Below are 19,032 nucleotides of genomic sequence, written 5' to 3' on the forward strand. Positions count from 1 at the left end.
GCCCCTCCGAAGGAGCCTGCGAGATCGATGTCGTCCGCCAAGTCGCCGCCCGTATCGCCGCTCGCCCCCGAATCGGTGCCCGCGCTGCCGCCGGTTCCGGGCGTCCGGCTCGCCACCGCGCAGGCCGGCATCCGCTATTCGGGGCGCACCGACGTGCTCTATGTCGGCCTGGAACCCGGCACCCGGGCGGCGGGCGTCTTCACGCGCTCGAAATGCCCCTCGGCGCCGGTGGATTGGTGCCGCGAGGCCCTGCGCGGCGAATCGGCCCGGGCCCTCGTCGTCAATTCGGGCAATGCCAACGCCTTCACCGGCTCGAAGGGCCGCGAGGCCGTCGCGCTCACGGCCCGGATCGCGGCCGCGGCCGCGGGCTGCCCGGAGGACGCGATCTTCATCGCCTCGACGGGCGTGATCGGCGAACCCCTCGACGCGACGAAGTTCGAGGGCGTGCTCGCCGATTGCGCGGCCCGCGCCGAGGACGGCCCCGGCGCCTGGGACGCGGCCGCCCGCGCCATCATGACGACCGACACCTTCCCGAAGCTCGCGACCCGCACGGCCGAGATTGCGGGCACGCGGGTGACGCTCAACGGCATCGCCAAGGGCGCCGGCATGATCGCGCCCGACATGGCGACGATGCTCTCCTTCGTGTTCACGGATGCGAGCCTGCCCCAGCCCGTGCTGCAGGCGCTGCTGACCGAGGGGGCGGACAGGAGCTTCAACTGCGTCACCGTGGACGGCGACACCTCGACCTCCGACACCCTGCTGCTGTTCGCCACCGCCCGCGCCGGCAACGCGGCGATCGGGGATGCCGCCGACCCGCGCCTCGCCGAGTTCCGCGCGGCCCTCGACGACCTCCTGATCGAGCTCGCCCAGCTCGTCGCGAAGGACGGGGAGGGCGCGCGCAAGTTCGTCACCGTCGCCGTCGAGGGGGCCGAGAGCGACGCCTCGGCGCGCCGCATCGCGCTCTCCATCGCCAACTCGCCGCTGGTCAAGACGGCGGTGGCGGGCGAGGACGCGAATTGGGGCCGGGTCGTCATGGCGGTCGGCAAGGCGGGCGAGCCCGCCGACCGGGACCGCCTCGCGATCTGGTTCGGCGACGTGCGGGTGGCGGTCTCGGGCGCCCGGGACCCCGCTTACAGCGAGGCTGCGGCGAGCGCCGTGATGCGCGAGGCCGCCGTCACGATCCGGGTCGATCTCGGCCTCGGGCAGGGCCGGGCCCGCGTCTGGACCTGCGACCTCACCAAGGGCTACATCGAGATCAACGGGGATTACCGCTCGTGAGGGCGCTTCCCCTCGCGGCCCTCGGCCTCGCCGCGCTCGGGCTCGCGGCGCCTCTCCGCGCGGAGGAGGGCGGCCCCGGCGACGGGCTGATCAGCATAATCGGCCGGGCGCGCACCGAGACGGCGCCCGATTTCGCGAGCGTCGAGATCGGCGTCGAGGCCCGGGGCGCGACGCCGGCCGCGGCCCTCGACGGCACCAGCGAGGCCGCGCGCCGCATCGTGGCGCTCGCCGCCGAGTTCGGCGTGCCCGAGAGCGACATCGGCACCACCGCGGTCACGCTCCAGCCCGTCACCCGCACGATCCGCCAGCCCGACGGCACCGTCGCCGAGAAGCCGGACGGCTATCGCGCCGCCAACCAGGTGCGCCTGCGCCTCGCCGAGATGGGACGCCTCGGCGACCTGATGCGCCGCGCGCTGGAGGCGGGGGCCAACCGCATCGACGGCGTCGGCTTCGGCCTCAAGGACCCGGAGGCGGCCGAGGCCGCCGTGCGGGTCGCCGCGATGAAGGATGCGGGCGCCCAGGCCGCGCGGCTCGCCGAGGCCGCCGGGGTGAAGCTCGGCCGCGTGGTCTCGATCCAGGCGCCGCCCCGCGCGAGCGTCCCCCCGCCGATCCTGATGGCCGCGCCCGCGCCGATGCGGGCGAAGGGCCGCGGCGGCGTCGCCGTACCCCTCGTCGCCGGCACGATCGAGGCGAGCGCCGAGGTGGCCGCCACCTTCGCGATCCTGCCGTGAGCGGGCCCGCGCCGCTCCGCCTCCTCCTCGTCGTCGCCGTCGCGCTCGTCGACGCCGACGGGCGGGTGCTCCTCGCCCAGCGCCCGCCCGGCAAGCAGCTCGCGGGGCTGTGGGAATTCCCCGGCGGCAAGGTCGAGCCGGGCGAGCGGCCCGAGGCGACGCTGATCCGGGAACTGGCGGAGGAACTCGGCATCGCGGTCGAGGAGCCGTGCCTCGCACCGCTCACCTTCGCGAGCCACGCCTACCCGGATTTCCACCTCCTGATGCCGCTCTACGTCTGCCGCCGCTGGGAGGGCACGCCCCGGGCCCTCGAAGGGCAGGCCCTGCGCTGGGTGCGCCCGCGGGCGCTGCGCGACATGCCGATGCCGCCCGCCGACGCGCCGCTGATCCCGTTCCTGATCGACCTGCTGGGGCCTTAGGGCGCCTCAGGCGTCCGTGAGCCCGGTCGCCGTGCCCGCGAACAGGGTGGGGCGGAAGCGGGTGGGGCGCCACGCGGTCCCGTCGAGGCCTGTCTCCTCGCCGCGGCGGACGGGGGCGGCCTTGGCGGCCTGCCCGCGGCAGGCGAGGCGCCCGTCCGCCTCGAGGCGCAGGGCGAGGAGGCTCTCGGGGCATCCCAGATGCGCGGGCTCGGCGAGGCCGAAGGCGAGGTCGTCGAGGCCGCGGGCGCCGGTGATCACGAAATCCTCGTCCACGGCGAGCACGTCGGTGACGGCGACGCGGCCCTTCGCGAAGGCGAGGCGCGGGTTGCGGCCGGTGAGGCGCGTGGGTGCGCGATGGGCGAAGCCGATCGTCCGCAGGGTGGGGGGAAGCGCGCCCTGCGCGAGCGCGGGCTCGAGGAAGGCCGGCACGACGAGATGCGTGGGCACGGGGCGCAGGAGGGCTGCGGCGAGCGCCGCCCCGTCGAAGACCGGCAGGGTCTCCAGGCTGGCGCCCGCGACGAGCGCTGCGCCGAGGCCGGTGACGACGCCGCGCAGGTCTCCCGGGGGAACGAGGCTGAGGATGCGCTCGCCCGGCCCGATCCGGGTCGCGACGAGATGCACGGCGACGGCAGCGAGCAGGGCATCCCCCGGCCGGTGGACGGGGCGGGCGGGGTCGCCGTTCGCGAAGCTGATCAGGCCGCCCCCGGTATCGGCGGCGACGGGTCCGGCGCGCCGGTCGAGGACCATCTCGTCGAGGTTGATCACGCCGTCCGGAACGTCGGGGCCGAAGGCGGCGAGGTAGCGCAGGCCGAAATAGCGCGCCGCCGCCCGGCACAGACGCTCGGCCGGCCGCGACTCCCCGAGCCGGGTCTGCGTGAGGACGGCGCTGAGGGCCGCCGCCTCGATGCCGGCGGCGAGCTGGTCCTCGTCCCATGTCGCGGGCAGGAGGCAGGGCACGTGGCCCGCCGCCTCCACCGCGAGATGGGCGACGAGGCCCTCGGTGCTGCCGGGAAGCGCCAGCCCGATGCGGCTGCCGGGGGGAAGCGGCCACGCGCGCAGGCCGCAGGCGAGGCGCGAGACGATCTCGGCCGCCGCGCCGTAGGTCCAGGTCATGGCCGGCCGGCCGCTCCAGGCCGCCTTGTCCGCCGCGTCGAGCAGGGCGACACGGGCGGGGTGGCGCCGCGCGGTGGCCGCGAGCAGGGCGCAGAGGCCCGTGCGCCGCAGGGGCACCTCGGCCGGGTCGGAACGGGGATCGGCCGGCGATTCGGGGGCGGAGGCCGGCGCGCGCGGGACGGCGAGGGCCGCCCATCCGGGCGGGTCCTGAAGATCGGAGGCCCTCGGTAAGACAGCAGCCTGCGCCGACACCTGCGCCCCACTTCCCTGAAGCCAGCGATGGATCGCGTGAGATGGCCTCGTTGATGGGACTTTAAGGTTAACCGATCCCTAATTTCTCATCGGGAGGGGAGCGAGGCGGGCGGAGGGCCGCCCTCGACGGGTGGCTCGGGGCGGCCGTTTGCCCTATGCATCCGCGCCGTCGCCGGGTACCGGAATGGCTGCGGTGTCATGTCTTCGCCGTATTCCGGAGGAAAGCAGGCCGCCCTGTCGTTCGAGCGGAGCCGCGAGGCACCCGCGCCCGCACGGCGCCGCCCGGGCCGGCGTGCCGGTCGACGGCGCGCCCCGGGCGAGGCCTCCGGCGCGCGGCTCGAACGCGATACGGTTCCCGGTCGTCCCGATCCGGTTCTACACGACGCACTCCAAGGGGTCAGAGCTGATGTTCTTCGCCAACAGCCAGGCGCGCCTCACGCGCAAAGCCGCGTTCCTCGCGCTCGCCGGCAGCCTCGTCGCCGGTCCGGCCCTCGCCCAGGCGCAGCCGAAGGGCAAGCCGGCTCCGGCCGCCCCGGCCCCCGCCGCCCCCGCCCCGGCCGCGCCCGCCCAGGCGCCGCAGACCCCGGCGGCCCAGCAGCAGACCGGCCCGCAGATCATCAACGTGAAGTCCGAGCCGAGCCAGGCCGACTGGACCAAGGTCTGCGGCAAGGACCAGGGCTCGGGCACCGACGTCTGCTACACGACCCGCGATTTCGTCTCCGACCAGGGCCAGCCCGTGCTGGCGGTCGCCGTCTACGACATGAAGAACGCCCAGACGAAGCAGGAGGTGCGGGTGGTGCGCTACCTGCTGCCCCTCGGCCTGCTCCTGCAGCCGGGCATCCGCTTCACCGTCGACGGCCAGCAGCCCACCGCCGGCCGCTTCGCGGTCTGCTTCCCGAACGGCTGCTTCGCCGAGGCGCCCCAGCTCGATGCCGGCGTCGTCGCCGCGATGAAGAAGGGCACCACCCTCAACGTCTCGGTCCAGAACCAGACCCAGCGCGAGGTCACCTTCGCGGTCCCGCTCGCGGGCTTCGGCAAGGCCTTCGACGGCCCGGCCATGGACCCGAAGGTGCTGGAGGAGCAGCAGAAGAAGCTCCAGTCCGAGCTCGAGAAGCGCAGCGACGACATGCGCAAGAAGCTCGAGGCGGAGAAGGGCGGCGCGGCCGCCACCGCCGCCCCGAAGCCGTAGGCCCGGCCGGACGCATCAGGTTTTCTCGGAACGCGGGAGGCCGGGCAGCGATGCCCGGCCTCTTCGCATGTCGGGAGGGGCTGGCCGCCGGGCGGCCTCGGCTCAGTTCGGGTGGCGGTCGCGGACGCGGTAGGCGCCGCTCGAATCCTGCTCGAAGACGTCGGCGATGCCGGCATGGCGCAGGGCCTCGCCCGAGGTGTCCGGCACGAGGTTCTGCTCGGAGACGTAGGCGACGTACTCCGACTCCGCATTCTCCGCGAGCAGGTGGTAGAAGGGCTGGTCCTTGCGCGGCCGCACGTCCTCGGGGATCGCGAGCCACCATTCCTCGGTGTTGTCGAACACCGGATCCACGTCGAACACGATGCCCCGGAAGGGGTAGATGCGGTGGCGAACGACGTCGCCGAGGCCGAATTTCGCGTTTCTCATCCTGAGAGCGGTCATGGTCGTCAAGATAGGTCCCGGCCGGGCGCCTGTCAGTGCGCCGGCCGGGCGGGTTCGTGGGTGATCAGGAAAGTTTGTAGACTTTCGCGAGTTCCGGATCCTTCTGCGCCACGAGCTTGGCGAGGTCGACGATGACCTTGGCCTGCTTCCAGGTGGCGTCGTCCTGCATCTTGCCGTCGAGCATCACGGCGCCCGTCCCGTCCGGCATCGCCTCGACGATGCGCACCGCGAAGGCGACCTCCTCCGGATCGGGAGCGAAGACGGTCTTGGCCAGCGCCACCTGGCTCGGGTGCAGCGTCCAGGCGCCGGCGCAGCCCATCAGGAAGGCGTTGCGGAACTGGACCTCGCAGGCCGCGGAATCCGAGAAGTCGCCGAAGGGGCCGTAGAAGGCCTTGATGCCGTTGGCCATGCAGGCATCGACCATCCGCGCGATGGTGTAGTGCCAGAGGTCCTGCTGGGCGGAGGCGCGGGGCGCGTCGCCCGCGGGATCGGCGATGACGCGGTAATCCGGGTGGCCGCCGCCGACCCGGGTGGTCTTCATGCCGCGGGAGGCGGCGAGGTCGGCCGGCCCGAGGCTCATGCCGTGCATGCGGGGCGAGGCGCTGGCGATGGCGTCGACGTTGGCCACGCCCTCCGCGGTCTCCAGGATGGCGTGGACGAGGATGGGCTTGCCGACCCCGTGGCGCGCCTCGAGCTGGGCGAGGAGCTGGTCGATGTAGTGGATGTCCCAGGGACCCTCGACCTTGGGGACCATCACGACGTCGAGCTTGTCGCCGACCTCCGCGACGATCTCGAACAGGTCGTCGAGAATCCAGGGCGAGTTGAGGGCGTTGATGCGGGTCCACAGGCCGGTCCCGGAGGCCGCGAAGTCGGTGTCGCGGGCCATCGCCACGAAACCCTTGCGGGCGGCTTCCTTCTGGTCGGCCGGGACCGCATCCTCGAGGTTGCCGAGCACCACGTCGACGGTCTTGGCGAGCTCCGGCACGCGGGCGCGGACCTTGTCGTTGTGGGGCGGCACGAAGTGGATCATCCGCTCGAGCCGGACCGGCAGATCGCGGAAGGGGGCGGGAGCTCCGGTGGCGAGCGGCTGGAAGAAGCGGCGCGGCAGTTTCATGGTCGGTCCTCGGTCGGTTCGATTCGCTCTCGCGTAGTGCAAGCGTGGCCCCGCCGTAAAGCCGTCCTCTCGGGGGGAGAGCCCCTCCGGTCGCGCGGGGCCGGGGCCGCGACAGGTGTTGCAGCGCACGCACGGTCAAGTTCCGTATCGGAACTGGGCCGCACGGGGGACGTTTTCGACAACGAGGCGGGTCTCACCAGACTCCCCGCGAGACGCCCGGACAGACGGGCCTTCGTCGGCGACCGCGCCCGAGCGTGCGGCGAAGGGCTGTCGCCCGACTGACGTTTCTCGCGCGGGGTTCCCATCCGAGGACCAGGCAGATGTCCGGACTGACCAAGCGGCACCTGCTCCTGTGCACCGCGCTGGCGATGCTCGGCACGAGCGCTCCCGGGATGGCACTCGCCGCGCCATCCTCGAAATCCCCGAGCCCGCAGGCCTCGGCCCCGGCGGGCGGGCGCGGGAGCGATCAGCGGGCGACCTTCACCCCGGGTGAGGCGGCGGCCGCGCGCCCGGCCGCACTGGCGGCGCCGGTCCGGATCGCGGGCGACGACGTTTCGGCCTTCCAGGGCCTCATCGACGGCGCCTCCGAGGCGCGCGAGCCCTGGCTGGTCCTCTCGGGCGGAGGCGAGAACGGGGCCTTCGCGGCGGGCCTGCTCTCGGGCTGGAGCGCGGCGGGCGACCGGCCGGCCTTCGGCGTGATCACGGGCGTCAGCACGGGGGCCCTCATCGCCCCCTTCGCCTTCATCGGAGCGGCGGGCGACCGGCCCCTCGAGACCGCCTACACCACGGTCACGGCGGCGGACGTGTTCGAGTTCGGCGGCACCAACGAGGCGCTGACGGACACCTGGCCCCTCAAGCGGCGGATCGCCCGCACGGTGACGCCCGAGCTGCTGAAGGCGGTCGCTTCCGAGCACGCCAAGGGCCGCAGGCTTCTCGTCGCCACCACCGAGGTCGACACCGAGCGCCCCGTCCTGTGGGACATGGGCGCGATCGCGAGCGCGGGCGGCCCGAAGGCGCTGGAGCTGTTCCGGGCGATCGTGCTCGCCTCCTCGGCGGTGCCCGGCATCTTCCCGCCCGTGATGATCGACGCGCTCGCGCCCGACGGGAAGGCCTTCCAGGAAATGCACGCGGACGGCGGCACCACGGCCCCGTTCTACCTCGCGCCGGCCGCGGCGATCACGGGGGCGGCCCCGGTCCGGATCCCGGCCCGGACCGTCTACGTCGTCGTCAACAACAAGCTGGCGCCCGACTTCCAGATCGCGAGCCGCACGACCCTGAGCGTGCTCGGCCGCTCGCTCTCGGCCGCCATCAAGGCGCAGACCCGGGCGGCGCTGGCGCTGACCCGGAACTTCGCGGCGGCGAACGGGCTCGACGTGCAGGTCGCGGAGATCGACGGGCGCTTCGGGCAGACCTCGGCGGCGCCCTTCGACCAGGGCTACATGAAGGCCCTCTACGCCCATGGGGAGCGGCTGGGGCGCGCCGGCACCGCCTTCGCGACGCCGGACGCGCTGGCCCGGCGGGACGAGCCGGAAGCCGCCGGGGCGGCGCTCGCGACGGGTTCCGTCAGGCCCGCGCCCCGCCCCCCGGGCGGCCGGGCGCAGGCCGCCTCGAGCGATCTCGCGCGCCGATGATCGCGATCACCGGCCGGCGCCCGCGGACGTAGATCGCGATCATCCTATTCCGCGGCCGCCATGTGCGGCTCCGGCTCGGCCAGCGGGAAGGTGCAGGTCACGACGGTGCCCGTGCCGGGCGCGGTCTGGAGCGTGACGCGGCCGCCATGCAGCTCCACGAAGGAGCGCACGATCGAGAGGCCGAGGCCGACGCCGCGGTGGCGGGTGCCGAAGGTGTGGCTCTCGAACCGGTCGAAGACCCGGGCGGCGACGTCGGGGGGCATGCCGCGGCCCTCGTCGCGGACGGCCAGAACGAGCTCGCTCGCGGTGCGGCGCGCCGTCACCGCCACCCGCTGGCCGGGGCTCGAGAAGCCGACGGCGTTCGAGAGCAGGTTGAACAGGATCTGCCGGACGCGCTTGCCGTCGGCCACCACGCTGCCGATGTCGTCGGGCACGTCGAGTTCGAGGCTGATCTCGGATTCGGCGAGCCGGTCCTCGATGCCGCGCACCGCCGCCTCGATGGTGGAGCGCACGTCCACGCTCTCGCGCTGCAGCTCCAGCGAGCCGGCGTCGATCGAGGCGAGGTCGAGGATGTCGTTGATGATGACGAGGAGCGAGCCCGAGGAGCGCAGGATGTGGTCGGAATACTCGCGCTGGCGCTCGTTGAGCGCGCCGACCGTCTCGTCGCCGAGGAGCTGCGTGAAGCCGATGATGTTGGTGAGCGGCGAGCGCAGCTCGTAGGAGACGTGGTGGACGAAGGTGTCGCGCAGCTGCGCCGCCTTCTCCAGCGCGTCGTTCTTCTCGGTCAGCGCCCGCTCGACGTTCACGCTCGCGGTGACGTCGATGAGGGTGAGGAGCGTGGCGCCCTCGGGCAGCGGCTGGGCCGCGCAATCGAGCACGGTCCCGTCGACCACCTCCAGGCGGCAGGCGAGGCCCGAGCGCGATTCGAGGCCCGTCACCGCGTCGCGGATGTCCATCCACGGCTCCTCGGCCGGGGCGAGCGCCCGGCAGGCGGCGATCACGGCGTCGATGCGCGGGCGCGATTCGAGGGTGGCGGTGTCGAGGCGCCAGACGGTGGCGAAGGCGCGGTTGGCGAAGGTGAGGCGCCCGTCGGCGCCGAACACCGCGACCGGCTCCTTCAGGGTGTCGAGGGTCTCCGCCTGGACCCGCATCAGGGCGTTGTAGCGGGATTCGAGCTTCATCCGGTCCGAGACGTCGTCGAACAGGTAGGTCAGGCCCCCTTGCGGGTTCGGGTCGGCCACGACCCGGAAGGTGCGCCCGTCCGGCAGGTACCACCAGGTCTCGTTGGCCTCGGCCGCCCGGTAGGCGGCGAGCACGCCCTGCTTCCAGGACTTGAAGTCGGCCTGCTCGGGCAGCTTCCGCTGCGAGCGCAGATGGTCGAGGATCTCGCCGTCGAGGGGGCGCCCTTCGAGGAAGCCGGGGTCGAGGTCCCAGAGCTGCCGGTAGGCGGCGTTGTGGAAGATGAGGCGCTGGCGGGCGTCGAAGATCGCCACCGCGGTGGGCAGCTGGTCGAGGGTGCGGACGTTCGCGTCCATCTGGCGCTGGAGGTCGGCGCGCACGCTCTCGAGCTCCGAGACGTCCACGGCGATGCCGACCCGGCCGTTCTCCAGGGCGGTCTCGGTCACGTCGAGGATGCGGCGCCCACCCGCCACCACCGCCGAGAGCCGCAGCGCCTGCCGCGCGGCCGGGGCGCGGCGGCTCGCTTCCTCGCGGGCGATCAGCTCGCGGGCCGGCCGGTCGAGAAGCTCGGTGCCCGCCTCGAGGGCGACCTCGCGGCTCGGCGCCTCGACGGCGGCGACGTAGGCCGTGTTGACCCAGGCGAGGCCGCCGTCGCGGTTGCGCCGCCAGACGGGCTGCGGGATCGCGTCGAGGAGGCCGGCCAGGGCGGCGAGGCCGCGGCGGGCCTCGTCCAGGGTCCCGCGCAGCTCCATCAGTTCGCGCCGCTCGTCCGTGGTCTCGCGCAGGCGCAGCAGCGCCCGGCCGGCCACCGCCTGACCCTGCGCCTCGACGCTGCGGCCGGACTGGCTGCGCAGGCTGAGCCGGAAGCCGGTGCCCCGCACCCGCAGGGTCTCGACGCCGGCCTCCAGCGCCGCCGCGTCGGCGGGCACGAGCCAGGTTCCGAAGGCGAGGATGCGGCGCGCCGCGGTCGCCGCCGGGCGCGCCCCGTCGAAGGCGAGGCCGACATCGCCCTCGATCACGGGGTCGCCCCGCCCCTCCCAGGTGATGATGACCTGCCGCTCGGCGTTGAGCAGCATCTCCGCCCGGTCGTGCGCGCCGCGCAGCGCCCCGAGGGCCGCCGCCTGCTCGCGCTCGCGCCGGGTCCAGCGGGAGCGCTCGTGCAGATGCAGCAGGGACAGGATCGTGGCGAAGACCGTGAGCCCGATCAGGATCGCGAGGCCGGCGAGGTTGTGGGTGTGGATCCCGGGCGCAGCGGCTTGCCCGTCCGCCGGGGCCGCCAGGGCGCTCCCGGCGAACCCGGCCGCGGCGACGATGAGAGCGCCGGCGCAGACCGTGAGGCGCGCCGTCCGTTCGACCCTCATGATCCGTACCGCCTCCACGAATCTTCGATGAGGCACGCGAACGCGGCCCCGCGGCGCGAACCGCGCCGTTCCCGCGTCGCGGCCTCTCGGGCCGTCCCGCAGGGCACCTCATCTGAGGAATCGGGACACTGTACCCCGTCGCGGAATCGCGCCGGAAGGGGGTCTGGCTGAACAATGAACCCTGGGGTGCATGTCGGACCGACCCCGACACACGAAAGACACACTTCCGCACGGGGCAGGTCGCAATCCCTGCGGGTGCGGGCGGAGCCCCCGAACGCGCGAAAGCCCGGCGCGGGGCCGGGCTTTCGGACGGTTCCCGCGGGCCGGCTCGGCGCCGGCCCCGGGCGGGATCGAGGGCGGGATCAGTAGCGGTAGTGATCCGGCTTGAACGGGCCCTGCTCCGGCACGCCGATATAGGAGGCCTGATCGGGGCGCAGCTTCGAGAGCTTGGCGCCGATCTTCTCGAGGTGCAGGGCGGCGACCTTCTCGTCGAGCGTCTTGGGCAGCGTGTAGACCTGCCGCTCGTACTTGCCCGGGTTCGTCCAGAGCTCGATCTGGGCGAGCGTCTGGTTCGTGAACGAGGCCGACATCACGAAGGACGGGTGGCCCGTCGCGTTGCCGAGGTTCACGAGGCGGCCCTCCGAGAGGAGGATGATGCGGTGGCCGTCGGCGAACTCGATCTCGTCGACCTGCGGCTTGATGTTCGTCCACTTGAGGTTCTTGAGACCCGCGACCTGGATCTCGTTGTCGAAGTGGCCGATGTTGCAGACGATGGCCCGGTCCTTCATCGCCCGCATGTGGTCGAGGGTGATGATGTCCTTGTTGCCGGTCGCCGTCACGAAGATGTCGGCGCGGGGCGCGGCATCCTCCATGGTGACGACCTCGTAGCCCTCCATCGCGGCCTGGAGCGCGCAGATCGGGTCGATCTCGGAGACGAGCACCCGGCAGCCGGCGTGGCGGAGCGAGGAGGCCGAGCCCTTGCCCACGTCGCCGAAGCCCGCGACCATGGCGACCTTGCCGGCCATCATCACGTCGGTGCCGCGGCGGATGCCGTCGACGAGCGACTCGCGGCAGCCGTAGAGGTTGTCGAACTTCGACTTCGTGACCGAATCGTTCACGTTGATCGCCGGGAAGAGCAGCTTGCCCTCCTTGGCGAGGATGTAGAGGCGGTGCACGCCCGTGGTCGTCTCCTCGGAGACGCCCTTGATCGAGTCGGCGAGGCCGGCGAACCAGCCCTTCGGCTTCTCCTGGAGCTTCTTCTTGAGGAGCGCGAAGAAGATCTCCTCCTCCTCGGAGCCCGGCTTGTCGAGGAAGGCGGTGTCGCCGGATTCGGCGCGCAGGCCGAGATGCACGAACATCGTGGCGTCGCCGCCGTCGTCGAGGATCATGTTCGGCATGCCGCCGTCATGCCAGTCGAACAGGCGCGAGGTGTAGTCCCAGTACTCCTCCAGCGTCTCGCCCTTGACGGCGAAGACGGGAATGCCGGCGGCGGCGATGGCGGCGGCGGCGTGGTCCTGCGTCGAGTAGATGTTGCAGGAGACCCAGCGGATGTCGGCGCCGAGCGCCTTCAGGGTCTCGATCAGCACGGCCGTCTGGATCGTCATGTGCAGCGAGCCGGCGATCTTGGCGCCCTTGAGGGGCTGGCGCGCCGCGTATTCCTCGCGCACGGCCATCAGGCCCGGCATCTCGCTCTCGGCGATGGAGATCTCCTTGCGGCCGTAATCGGCCAGCCCGATGTCCCTGACGATGTAGTCCTTGGCCATGTGCCCGATGCTCCGTTCCATTGGCTGTTCGGCGGTGCCTATACCAGGGCGCGGGGTACGAGGCAATCAAGACATAAAGATGTCTTTATGCGTATCTCGCCGGGCCGGTGCGGCGAGGCCGTGACGGGGCCGCGTCAGGGCCTCATGCGGGGTGGCGCCTTGCGGGAAAGGCGGTCACGAGCCGCGCCGAGTCGGGCGAAGTGACGACCCACACGCTGGCCCGAGGAGGAACGTCGCTTTCGGGGCGCCCGACGGAGGATCGCGGTTCAGCAGGCAGGCCGTGACCTCGGCGCCCGGATCGTGAGGCTGCCCGGACCGGCGCGGCGATCGTTCACGGGGAGATGGGCCGGGTCCGGACGAGATCGGAAGCCCGCACCGTGACGAGGGCTCCCTCGGGTTGCGCGAACTCGACCATCACCGTTGCGCCGCCCGGGGCGACGTGGACAACGGTTCCCTCGGCGCCGGCCGGGATCGTGCCGCCATCGTCCGTCACGGCGTCGGTGACGAGTCGCACGTCGTCGAGGTCCCGAAGCGTTGCATCGGGACCGTCGCGTTTCAGACGATAGAGGACTTCGACCGACATGGTCCGGTGGGTAGGAGTTCGCCAGGGCGGCGGCAAGCCGCGGCCCTATTCCTCCGCCCGCAAGTGCCGCCGGATGATCTTGCCCGTGGTCGTCATCGGCAATTCGGCCCGGAAGGCGAGGTCGCGCGGGTATTCGTGGGCCGAGAGGCGGGCGCGGGCGAAGGCGAGGATCTCGTCGCGCAGGGCGTCGGACGGGGCAAAGCCCTCGCGCAGCACCACGAAGGCCTTCACGATCTCGGTGCGCAGCGGGTCGGGCTTGCCGATTGCGGCGGCGAGCGCCACCGCCGGGTGGCGCAGGAGGCAATCCTCGATCTCGGTCGGGCCGATGCGGTAGGCGGCCGAGGTGATGAGGTCGTCGTCGCGCCCGACGAAGTGGATGTAGCCGTCCGCGTCGCGCCGGGCCTGGTCGCCGGTCAGCATCCAGTCGCCGCGGAACTTCCGGGCCGTCGCCTCGGGCTGGTTCCAGTAGCCGAGGAACATCACGGGGTCGGGGCGGGCGACGCAGATCTCGCCCGCCTCGTCGACATCCGCCTCGCTGCCGTCCGGCCGCAGGATCGCGACGCGGTGGCCCGGGACGGGCTTTCCCGTCGAGCCGGGCCGGGCGATCCCGGCCGCGCGGCAGGCGGCGAGAACGAGGTTGCACTCGGTCTGCCCGTAGGCCTCCCCGATCGTGAGGCCGAGGGCGTCCCGCGCCCAGTCGAAGGTCTCGGGGCCGAGCGCCTCGCCCGCCGAGGCGATGTTGCGCAGGCGGGACAGGTCGAAGCGCGCCCGCGGGTTCTCGACGCCGCGCAGCATGCGCAGGGCGGTCGGCGGCAGGAAGACGTTGGTGATGCCGAGCCGGGCGATCAGGCCGAAGGCGTCCTCCGCCTCGAAGCGGCCGGGCCGCGCCACCACGGGCATGCCGAAATGCAGGCTCGGCATCAGCACGTTGAGGAGGCCGCCCGCCCAGGCCCAGTCCGAGGGCGTCCACATCAGGTCGCCGCCGTGGGGCGCGAAATCGTGCATCATCCGCCAGCCCGGCAGGTGGCCGAGCAGCACCCGGTGCCCGTGCAGCGCGCCCTTCGGCGCGCCCGTGGTGCCGGAGGTGTAGATCATCAGGGCGGGGTCGTCGGGGCCCGTCTCCAGGGGCGTGAAATCCTCGCCCCCCTCCGCGAGGAGGTCGGCGAGGCCGACCGTCCCCTCGGGGGCGCCTTCCGCGCCCTCGCGGCAGACGACGAGGTCGAGGTCCGGCAAGCCGGCGCGCAGCGGCCCGAGCTTGGCGAGGCCGGCGGCGTCGGTGAGGATCGCCCGCGCGCCGGAATCGGCCAGCCGGTAGGCCAGCGCGTCCGGCCCGAACAGGCCGGCGAGCGGCAGGGCGACGGCGCCGAGCTTGTAGGCGGCGGCGTGCGCGACCACCACGGCGGCCGATTGCGGCAGCAGCACCGCCACCCGGTCGCCCGGCCCGACGCCGCGGCCCCGCAGCGCCCCCGCGAGCCGGTTCGACTCCGCCCTGAGCCGCCCGAACGTGACCGTCCCGACCGTGCCGTCGGGGCCGACCTCCAGGATCGCCGGCCGATCGGGCTCGCGCGTCCCGAAGCCGTCGCAGACATCGACGCCCATGTTGTAGCGCCCGGGGATCTCCCAGCGGAACGCGGCGCGCAGGCTATCGTAGTCGGGGGCGGGGTTCAGCACGGGGCGCGCTCAGGCGTCGCGGGCGGGGAAGGCGCCGGCGAACACGAAGTCGGTGATCGGCCGGCGGCCGTTCGGCGCCTCGCGGGTGCGCTGCTCGTCGGTGAGGTCGGCGGGCGGAACCGCGCGCCCGACCGCGTAGGCCGCCTCGACCCGGTGATGCTCCGGCACGTTGAGCACGCCGACCGCGCGCTCCCGGTCGAATCCGGTCATGCCGTGGGCGTGCCAGCCCTGGCGGATCGCCTGGAGCTGGAAGGCGAGGGAGGCCGCGCCTGCGTCGAGGGAGTGGCTCCAGGAGGGCTGCAGGTTCTCGCCCACCCGCATGCGGCCGCTGGAGACGAGGAAGACGAGGGCGCCGGTGTCCTTCACCCATTTCTGGTTGCCGGGCCCGATGAGGTCGAACAGCCGGTCCCAGTTGGCATCGCCGCGCAGGGCGTAGACGAAGCGCCAGGGCTGCGAATTGTAGGAGGAGGGCGCCCAGCGCGCCGCCTCGAACATCCGCATCAGCTCCGATTCCGGCACCGCCTCGCCCGTGAAGGCGCGCGGCGAGCGGCGCTCGACGAAGAGCGGGTCGACCGCGTGGTCGGGCTGGCGCGGCGTCGGGGTCGTCACGGGCGCATCTCTCCGGGCTGGACGGGCGTCTCGGCGGCGCGCCGCGCCGCCCGCCTCCCGGCATGCACGAGGTGCGCGATCCGCGCAAATGCGACCTTCGGGGGAGGCCCTAGGGCAGGCCGCCGAGCCCCGAGGCCGCACCGGCGCCGCCGAGACCTCCGCCGCCCCCGAGGCCACCCCCGCCCCCGCCGCCGAGCCCGCCTCCGCCGCGGGGCGCCCCTCCGCCGCCGCCCTCGGCTCCGTCGCCCCCGCCGCCCGTGACGATGCTGCCCGGCAGCGAGATCGAGCCGGGGCTCACGGACATCGGCGCGAGCGATTGCGGGCAGATCCGCGCGCAGACCGGCGCCATCTCGGCCGGGCTCGAGCACAGGGAGCGGGCCTCGCCCCCCACGCAGGCGCAGCTGCAGGTCGCCGCGGCCGGCAGGGGCAGGAGGGACGCCAGGGCTCCCAGCAGAAACAGGCGCATGCTCTTCTCCCGATGCGGCTCGCGCGCAGCATAGCTCAACGCGGCCCCCGTGTCCGCGCCCGGGCCAGGGCGGCGTGGAGCCCGGAGAGCCCCGCCTCGACCGCCTCCAGGGTGCCGACCAGGGTGTAGCAGGTGTAGGCGTAGGCGCCCGGCCGGCCGGGCCCGTGCCGGTAGACGCAGTTCCATTTCACCGTGGCGTTGCCCTCGGGCCCGCGCGGCGCCGGGAAGCGGAAGCGGCCGTAGCCCGCATCCGGATGCGCGGGCTGGGGCAGGCCGGGGCTGTAGACGCCCATCGCGTAGGCGCCGTCCTCCGTCGCGAGGATGACCGGCAGCGGCTGCTCGCCCGGCCCGTCCGAGAGAGGGGCCCGCCGGCCGCTCGCCGGGTCGTAGCTCCAGAACCGCGAGAAGTCCGGCGGCATGTAGCCCGTCAGCACCTCGAAATTCGCCGCCTCGAAGGGGCGCGCCACCGCGAAGGTCGCCCGGTAGGCGATGGCGTTGGGGATCCCCTGCGCGCCGATCTCCACGTCCTTGTCGAGGACCGTGTCCGAGGTGGGCGAGGCGTAGCCGCCCGGACCCTTCGGGCATTCCCGCGAGGTCTCTCCGGGGCCGACCCACCACGCCATCCGCGTGCGGGTGCGCAGGCGCCCGCCCTCCGCCCGCAGGCTGACGAGCAGGCTGCTGCTGCCCGGGCCGCTCCCGTCGCCGCGCGAGCCGGCCTCCGTCGGGTTCAGGCACTCCCCGAACCCGTCGAAGGCGGCGGCCGACTGCAATTCGCGGCCGTGATCGAAGCGGTTCAGGAACTCCCGCCCGTTCCAGGTCAGGCTGTCGATGGCGCCGGCCGTGCGGGCCGAGGCGCCCACGACGATCTGCGAGCCGGCGAAGGGCCGCGAGACCGCGACGCGCCCCTCGGGCGAGGGCCAGCGCACGCCCGGCCCGTCCGCGGCCCGCACCGGTTGCGCCAGCGCGAGGGCCAGCGCGAGCGGAACGAGGCGATGGGCGCGCAATCCGAAGATCGGATTAAGGGCCTCGCAATGCCGGTGGGCTAAGCCTTTAAGCCTATCCGCGAGGCCGGATCCGGACAGGGGCTCAGAGCGATGACGAAGCGGAGCGACCGAGCCCCCGCCCCCGAGACGCCGCGCTTCTCCGAGCCCCGGACGAGGTTCGTGCGCTGGCTGATGCGCCCGCATCGGTCCCTGTCTCCCGCGATCCACCCCATCCTCCTGGCGAACTATTTCGCGAACGCCAAGGCCCTCTTCCTCGGCGGGCTCAATTCGGTCCTCGTGGCGGCGGCGCTCGCCCTGTGGCTCGGCAGCCCCCTCGTCGCCGCCGTCGCGGCGGCGGATCTCGGCCTCCTGGCGGCCCGCCTCGCGGTCCGCGCCCGCTGCCACCGCAATGCGGCCTCGGGCCGCGCGACCGCCACGGACCTCTACGTCGCCCTCAACCTCCTGTGGCCGACGCTGCAGGGCTGCGTCTCGCTCTGCGCCGTCCTGAGCGGGGACTGGCCGAGCATCCTCCTCGCCTCGATCTCGGCCGTGGCGGTGATGGGCCCTCTCTGTGTCCGCAACTTCAGCGTGCCGAACCTCGCGATGGCGCAATGCACGGTGCTCATCCTGCCGACCGTGATCAGCGGCGGCTTCGTCGACGCGCCGCTCCTGCTGCTGTTCCTGATCCAGCTGCCCTTCGCGGTCCTGGCGGTGCGCGGCGTGACCGAGCAGGTCGCCGTGCTCGCCGGCGGCGCCTTCCGGGCCACTCTGGAGAACGAGCGCAAGGCGCTCTGCGACGATCTCACGGGGCTCGGCAACCGCCGGGCCTTCGAGCGCCACCGGCAGGCCGACATCCGGCCGGGCGGCCCGGACGGCGCCTGCCTGTTCTGCCTCGACCTCGACGGGTTCAAGCCCATCAACGACACCTACGGGCACCCGGCCGGCGACGCGGTCCTCGTCGCGGTCGCGGGCCGGCTCGGGAGCGCCTTCGGGACGAAGGCCAGGGTCTTCCGGCTCGGCGGGGACGAGTTCGCGGCCGTCGCGACGGGGCTCGACCTCGGCGAGGTGCACGCCCTCGGGCAGCGGGTCATCGAGGCGGTCGGGCGGCCGATCGCGCTGGCGGACGGGAGCGCGGTCGAGGTCGGGATCACGGTCGGCGCCGCCGTCGCGCCGGGTCCGGCGGCCGGCCAGGCCGACCTGCTCCGCCTCGCCGACGAGGCGCTGTACCGGGCCAAGGCGGCCGGCAAGCGCCGCATCGAGGTGATCCTGGCGCTCGGATCGGGCGCGCCCGCGGCGGCGAGCCCGGCCGAGGCGCCCCTGCCCGACGCGCCGGCTGTGAGCGATGTGCCCGCTGCGCCCGCCGCGCGCGGTCGCGACGCGGCCTGAGGCGCCCGGAACCGTGCCGGGCTGAGCCTGCGCACAATCGATCCGGCGAACCGAACCTTAACCACGTCCGCGCTCTGATGGCGCGATGTCGGGTCGGGGTGAACGAGAGGTTTCGCGCGTGCGTCGGGGGTTCCTTCGTCCGGTCCTGCTGCCGGTTCTGCTCCTCGCCGCCCTGCCGGCGGCCGCGGAGGGCGACGCGTCCGTGCGCGGCGTGGTGCGGGCGCTGCGGGACGCCAGCGTGGCGACCGACCTCAACAGCCGCGTCGTCCAGCTCCCCTTCCGCGAGGGCGATGCCTTCAAGGCCGGCGACACCCTCGTCGCCTTCGACTGCGACAAGGCCACGGCCGAGTTGCGCTCGGCCCAGGCCGAGGATCAGGTCAACCGCATCGCCTTCGACAACGCCCAGCAGCTCGACCGGCGCCAAGCCATCGGCCGCATGGAGGTGCAGGCCGCCAAGGCGAAGTGGGAGAAGGCGCGGGCCGCCGCCGAGGCGCTTCAGGTCCGCGTGCGCGACTGCCGCATCCTCGCGCCCTTCGGGGGCCGCGTCGCGGACCTGCGCATCCACGAGCACGAGATGTCGACGCCGGGCCAAGCCCTGATGCGCATCGTCGATGCCGCCGCGCTCGAGATCGACCTCATCGTCCCCTCCGCCTGGCTCGTCTGGCTGCGGGCCGGCACGCCGCTCTCGGTGCGCGTCGACGAGACGGGCCTCAGCTACGCGGCCCGCGTCGCCCGCACCGCGGCCGCGGTGGACCCGGTCTCGCAGACCATCAAGATCACCGCGCATTTCGCGCCGGGCGACATCGCGGCCGTGCTGCCGGGCATGAGCCTCGACGCGCGCTTCGACCGCCCGGCCCATTGAC

Annotated in this window: 17 protein-coding genes; 7 read left to right on the top strand and 10 right to left on the bottom strand. The window is 73.4% G+C overall.

All coding sequences use genetic code 11. From position 1 onward, the window contains the following. Positions 1–27: 27 nt before the first annotated feature. From argJ to J2X36_RS01910, 3 genes are read left to right on the top strand one after another with little or no spacing between them, the layout of a single operon-like run. Positions 28–1,278, top strand: coding sequence for a bifunctional glutamate N-acetyltransferase/amino-acid acetyltransferase ArgJ (argJ, locus tag J2X36_RS01900; RefSeq protein WP_132253680.1), 1,251 nt, complete (start codon positions 28–30; stop codon positions 1,276–1,278). Beyond that, the gene (locus J2X36_RS01905) at positions 1,275–2,009 is read left to right on the top strand and encodes an SIMPL domain-containing protein (RefSeq protein ID WP_310345419.1); all 735 of its coding nucleotides are present in this window, start codon (positions 1,275–1,277) and stop codon (positions 2,007–2,009) included. The genes argJ and J2X36_RS01905 overlap by 4 nt, the downstream gene beginning before the upstream one ends. Further along, entirely contained in the window at positions 2,006–2,428 is a 423-nt protein-coding gene (locus J2X36_RS01910) for a (deoxy)nucleoside triphosphate pyrophosphohydrolase (protein WP_310345422.1), read from the top strand. The genes J2X36_RS01905 and J2X36_RS01910 overlap by 4 nt, the downstream gene beginning before the upstream one ends. Before the next feature lie 6 nt (positions 2,429–2,434). On the opposite strand, the gene J2X36_RS01915 is transcribed toward J2X36_RS01910, so the two are convergent. Beyond that, positions 2,435–3,658 (bottom strand): AMP-binding protein, encoded by a 1,224-nt coding sequence (locus tag J2X36_RS01915; RefSeq protein ID WP_310345425.1) that lies wholly within the window; start codon positions 3,656–3,658, stop codon positions 2,435–2,437. Positions 3,659–4,199: 541 nt separating this feature from the next. Between J2X36_RS01915 and J2X36_RS01920 the strand changes: the two genes are divergently transcribed. Next, positions 4,200–4,982: an invasion associated locus B family protein gene (locus tag J2X36_RS01920; RefSeq protein ID WP_310345428.1), complete on the top strand. Its 783-nt coding sequence runs from the start codon at positions 4,200–4,202 to the stop codon at positions 4,980–4,982. A gap of 102 nt (positions 4,983–5,084) precedes the next feature. Here J2X36_RS01920 and hspQ read toward each other — a convergent pair whose 3' ends face one another. Together hspQ and J2X36_RS01930 are read right to left on the bottom strand one after the other, a co-directional pair. Then, on the bottom strand, positions 5,085–5,423 hold the full coding sequence (gene hspQ, locus J2X36_RS01925; RefSeq protein ID WP_310345430.1) for a heat shock protein HspQ: 339 nt from the start codon (positions 5,421–5,423) through the stop codon (positions 5,085–5,087). A 64-nt stretch (positions 5,424–5,487) separates the two neighbouring features. Further along, entirely contained in the window at positions 5,488–6,537 is a 1,050-nt protein-coding gene (locus J2X36_RS01930; protein ID WP_132253693.1) for a CoA ester lyase, read from the bottom strand. 320 nt (positions 6,538–6,857) lie between these two features. On the opposite strand from J2X36_RS01930, the gene J2X36_RS01935 reads away from it, so the two are divergent. After that, a complete protein-coding gene (locus tag J2X36_RS01935; RefSeq protein ID WP_310345436.1) occupies positions 6,858–8,168 on the top strand; it encodes a patatin-like phospholipase family protein in 1,311 nt (436 codons plus the stop codon). A 44-nt stretch (positions 8,169–8,212) separates the two neighbouring features. On the opposite strand, the gene J2X36_RS01940 is transcribed toward J2X36_RS01935, so the two are convergent. From J2X36_RS01940 to J2X36_RS01970, 7 genes are all read right to left on the bottom strand, one after another. Then, positions 8,213–10,708, bottom strand: coding sequence for a PAS domain-containing sensor histidine kinase (locus J2X36_RS01940; RefSeq protein ID WP_132253697.1), 2,496 nt, complete (start codon positions 10,706–10,708; stop codon positions 8,213–8,215). A 362-nt stretch (positions 10,709–11,070) separates the two neighbouring features. Continuing rightward, positions 11,071–12,471 carry an adenosylhomocysteinase gene (gene ahcY / locus J2X36_RS01945; protein ID WP_132253700.1) on the bottom strand — a complete coding sequence of 467 codons (1,401 nt, stop codon included), beginning with the start codon at positions 12,469–12,471 and terminating at the stop codon, positions 11,071–11,073. A 331-nt stretch (positions 12,472–12,802) separates the two neighbouring features. Then, positions 12,803–13,054, bottom strand: coding sequence for a DUF4926 domain-containing protein (locus J2X36_RS01950; protein WP_310345442.1), 252 nt, complete (start codon positions 13,052–13,054; stop codon positions 12,803–12,805). Positions 13,055–13,099: 45 nt separating this feature from the next. Then, entirely contained in the window at positions 13,100–14,725 is a 1,626-nt protein-coding gene (locus tag J2X36_RS01955; protein WP_310345444.1) for an AMP-binding protein, read from the bottom strand. 9 nt (positions 14,726–14,734) lie between these two features. After that, the gene (locus J2X36_RS01960) at positions 14,735–15,334 is read right to left on the bottom strand and encodes a nitroreductase family protein (protein ID WP_132253706.1); all 600 of its coding nucleotides are present in this window, start codon (positions 15,332–15,334) and stop codon (positions 14,735–14,737) included. Positions 15,335–15,443: 109 nt separating this feature from the next. Next, positions 15,444–15,800 (bottom strand): hypothetical protein, encoded by a 357-nt coding sequence (locus J2X36_RS01965; protein ID WP_132253708.1) that lies wholly within the window; start codon positions 15,798–15,800, stop codon positions 15,444–15,446. Positions 15,801–15,835: 35 nt separating this feature from the next. Further along, positions 15,836–16,804: a hypothetical protein gene (locus J2X36_RS01970; protein WP_310345450.1), complete on the bottom strand. Its 969-nt coding sequence runs from the start codon at positions 16,802–16,804 to the stop codon at positions 15,836–15,838. A gap of 90 nt (positions 16,805–16,894) precedes the next feature. On the opposite strand from J2X36_RS01970, the gene J2X36_RS01975 reads away from it, so the two are divergent. Both J2X36_RS01975 and J2X36_RS01980 read left to right on the top strand, forming a co-directional pair. Further along, positions 16,895–18,169, top strand: coding sequence for a GGDEF domain-containing protein (locus J2X36_RS01975; protein ID WP_310345452.1), 1,275 nt, complete (start codon positions 16,895–16,897; stop codon positions 18,167–18,169). Between the two features lie 118 nt (positions 18,170–18,287). Beyond that, on the top strand, positions 18,288–19,031 hold the full coding sequence (locus J2X36_RS01980) for an efflux RND transporter periplasmic adaptor subunit (protein WP_310345456.1): 744 nt from the start codon (positions 18,288–18,290) through the stop codon (positions 19,029–19,031). The last annotated feature ends 1 nt before the right edge of the window (position 19,032 follow it).

The organism is Methylobacterium sp. BE186, assembly GCF_031457035.1.
Lineage (GTDB): Bacteria > Pseudomonadota > Alphaproteobacteria > Rhizobiales > Beijerinckiaceae > Methylobacterium > Methylobacterium segetis.

Bases quoted from the DNA above. Each gene is read 5' to 3' on its own strand.
- argJ (WP_132253680.1), top strand. From the start codon at position 28: ATGTCGTCCGCCAAGTCGCCGCCCGTATCGCCGCTCGCCCCCGAATCG.
- J2X36_RS01920 (WP_310345428.1), top strand. From the start codon at position 4,200: ATGTTCTTCGCCAACAGCCAGGCGCGCCTCACGCGCAAAGCCGCGTTC.
- hspQ (WP_310345430.1), bottom strand. From the start codon at position 5,423: ATGACCGCTCTCAGGATGAGAAACGCGAAATTCGGCCTCGGCGACGTC.
- J2X36_RS01930 (WP_132253693.1), bottom strand. From the start codon at position 6,537: ATGAAACTGCCGCGCCGCTTCTTCCAGCCGCTCGCCACCGGAGCTCCC.
- J2X36_RS01935 (WP_310345436.1), top strand. From the start codon at position 6,858: ATGTCCGGACTGACCAAGCGGCACCTGCTCCTGTGCACCGCGCTGGCG.
- J2X36_RS01940 (WP_132253697.1), bottom strand. From the start codon at position 10,708: ATGAGGGTCGAACGGACGGCGCGCCTCACGGTCTGCGCCGGCGCTCTC.
- ahcY (WP_132253700.1), bottom strand. From the start codon at position 12,471: ATGGCCAAGGACTACATCGTCAGGGACATCGGGCTGGCCGATTACGGC.
- J2X36_RS01950 (WP_310345442.1), bottom strand. From the start codon at position 13,054: ATGTCGGTCGAAGTCCTCTATCGTCTGAAACGCGACGGTCCCGATGCA.
- J2X36_RS01965 (WP_132253708.1), bottom strand. From the start codon at position 15,800: ATGCGCCTGTTTCTGCTGGGAGCCCTGGCGTCCCTCCTGCCCCTGCCG.
- J2X36_RS01975 (WP_310345452.1), top strand. From the start codon at position 16,895: ATGACGAAGCGGAGCGACCGAGCCCCCGCCCCCGAGACGCCGCGCTTC.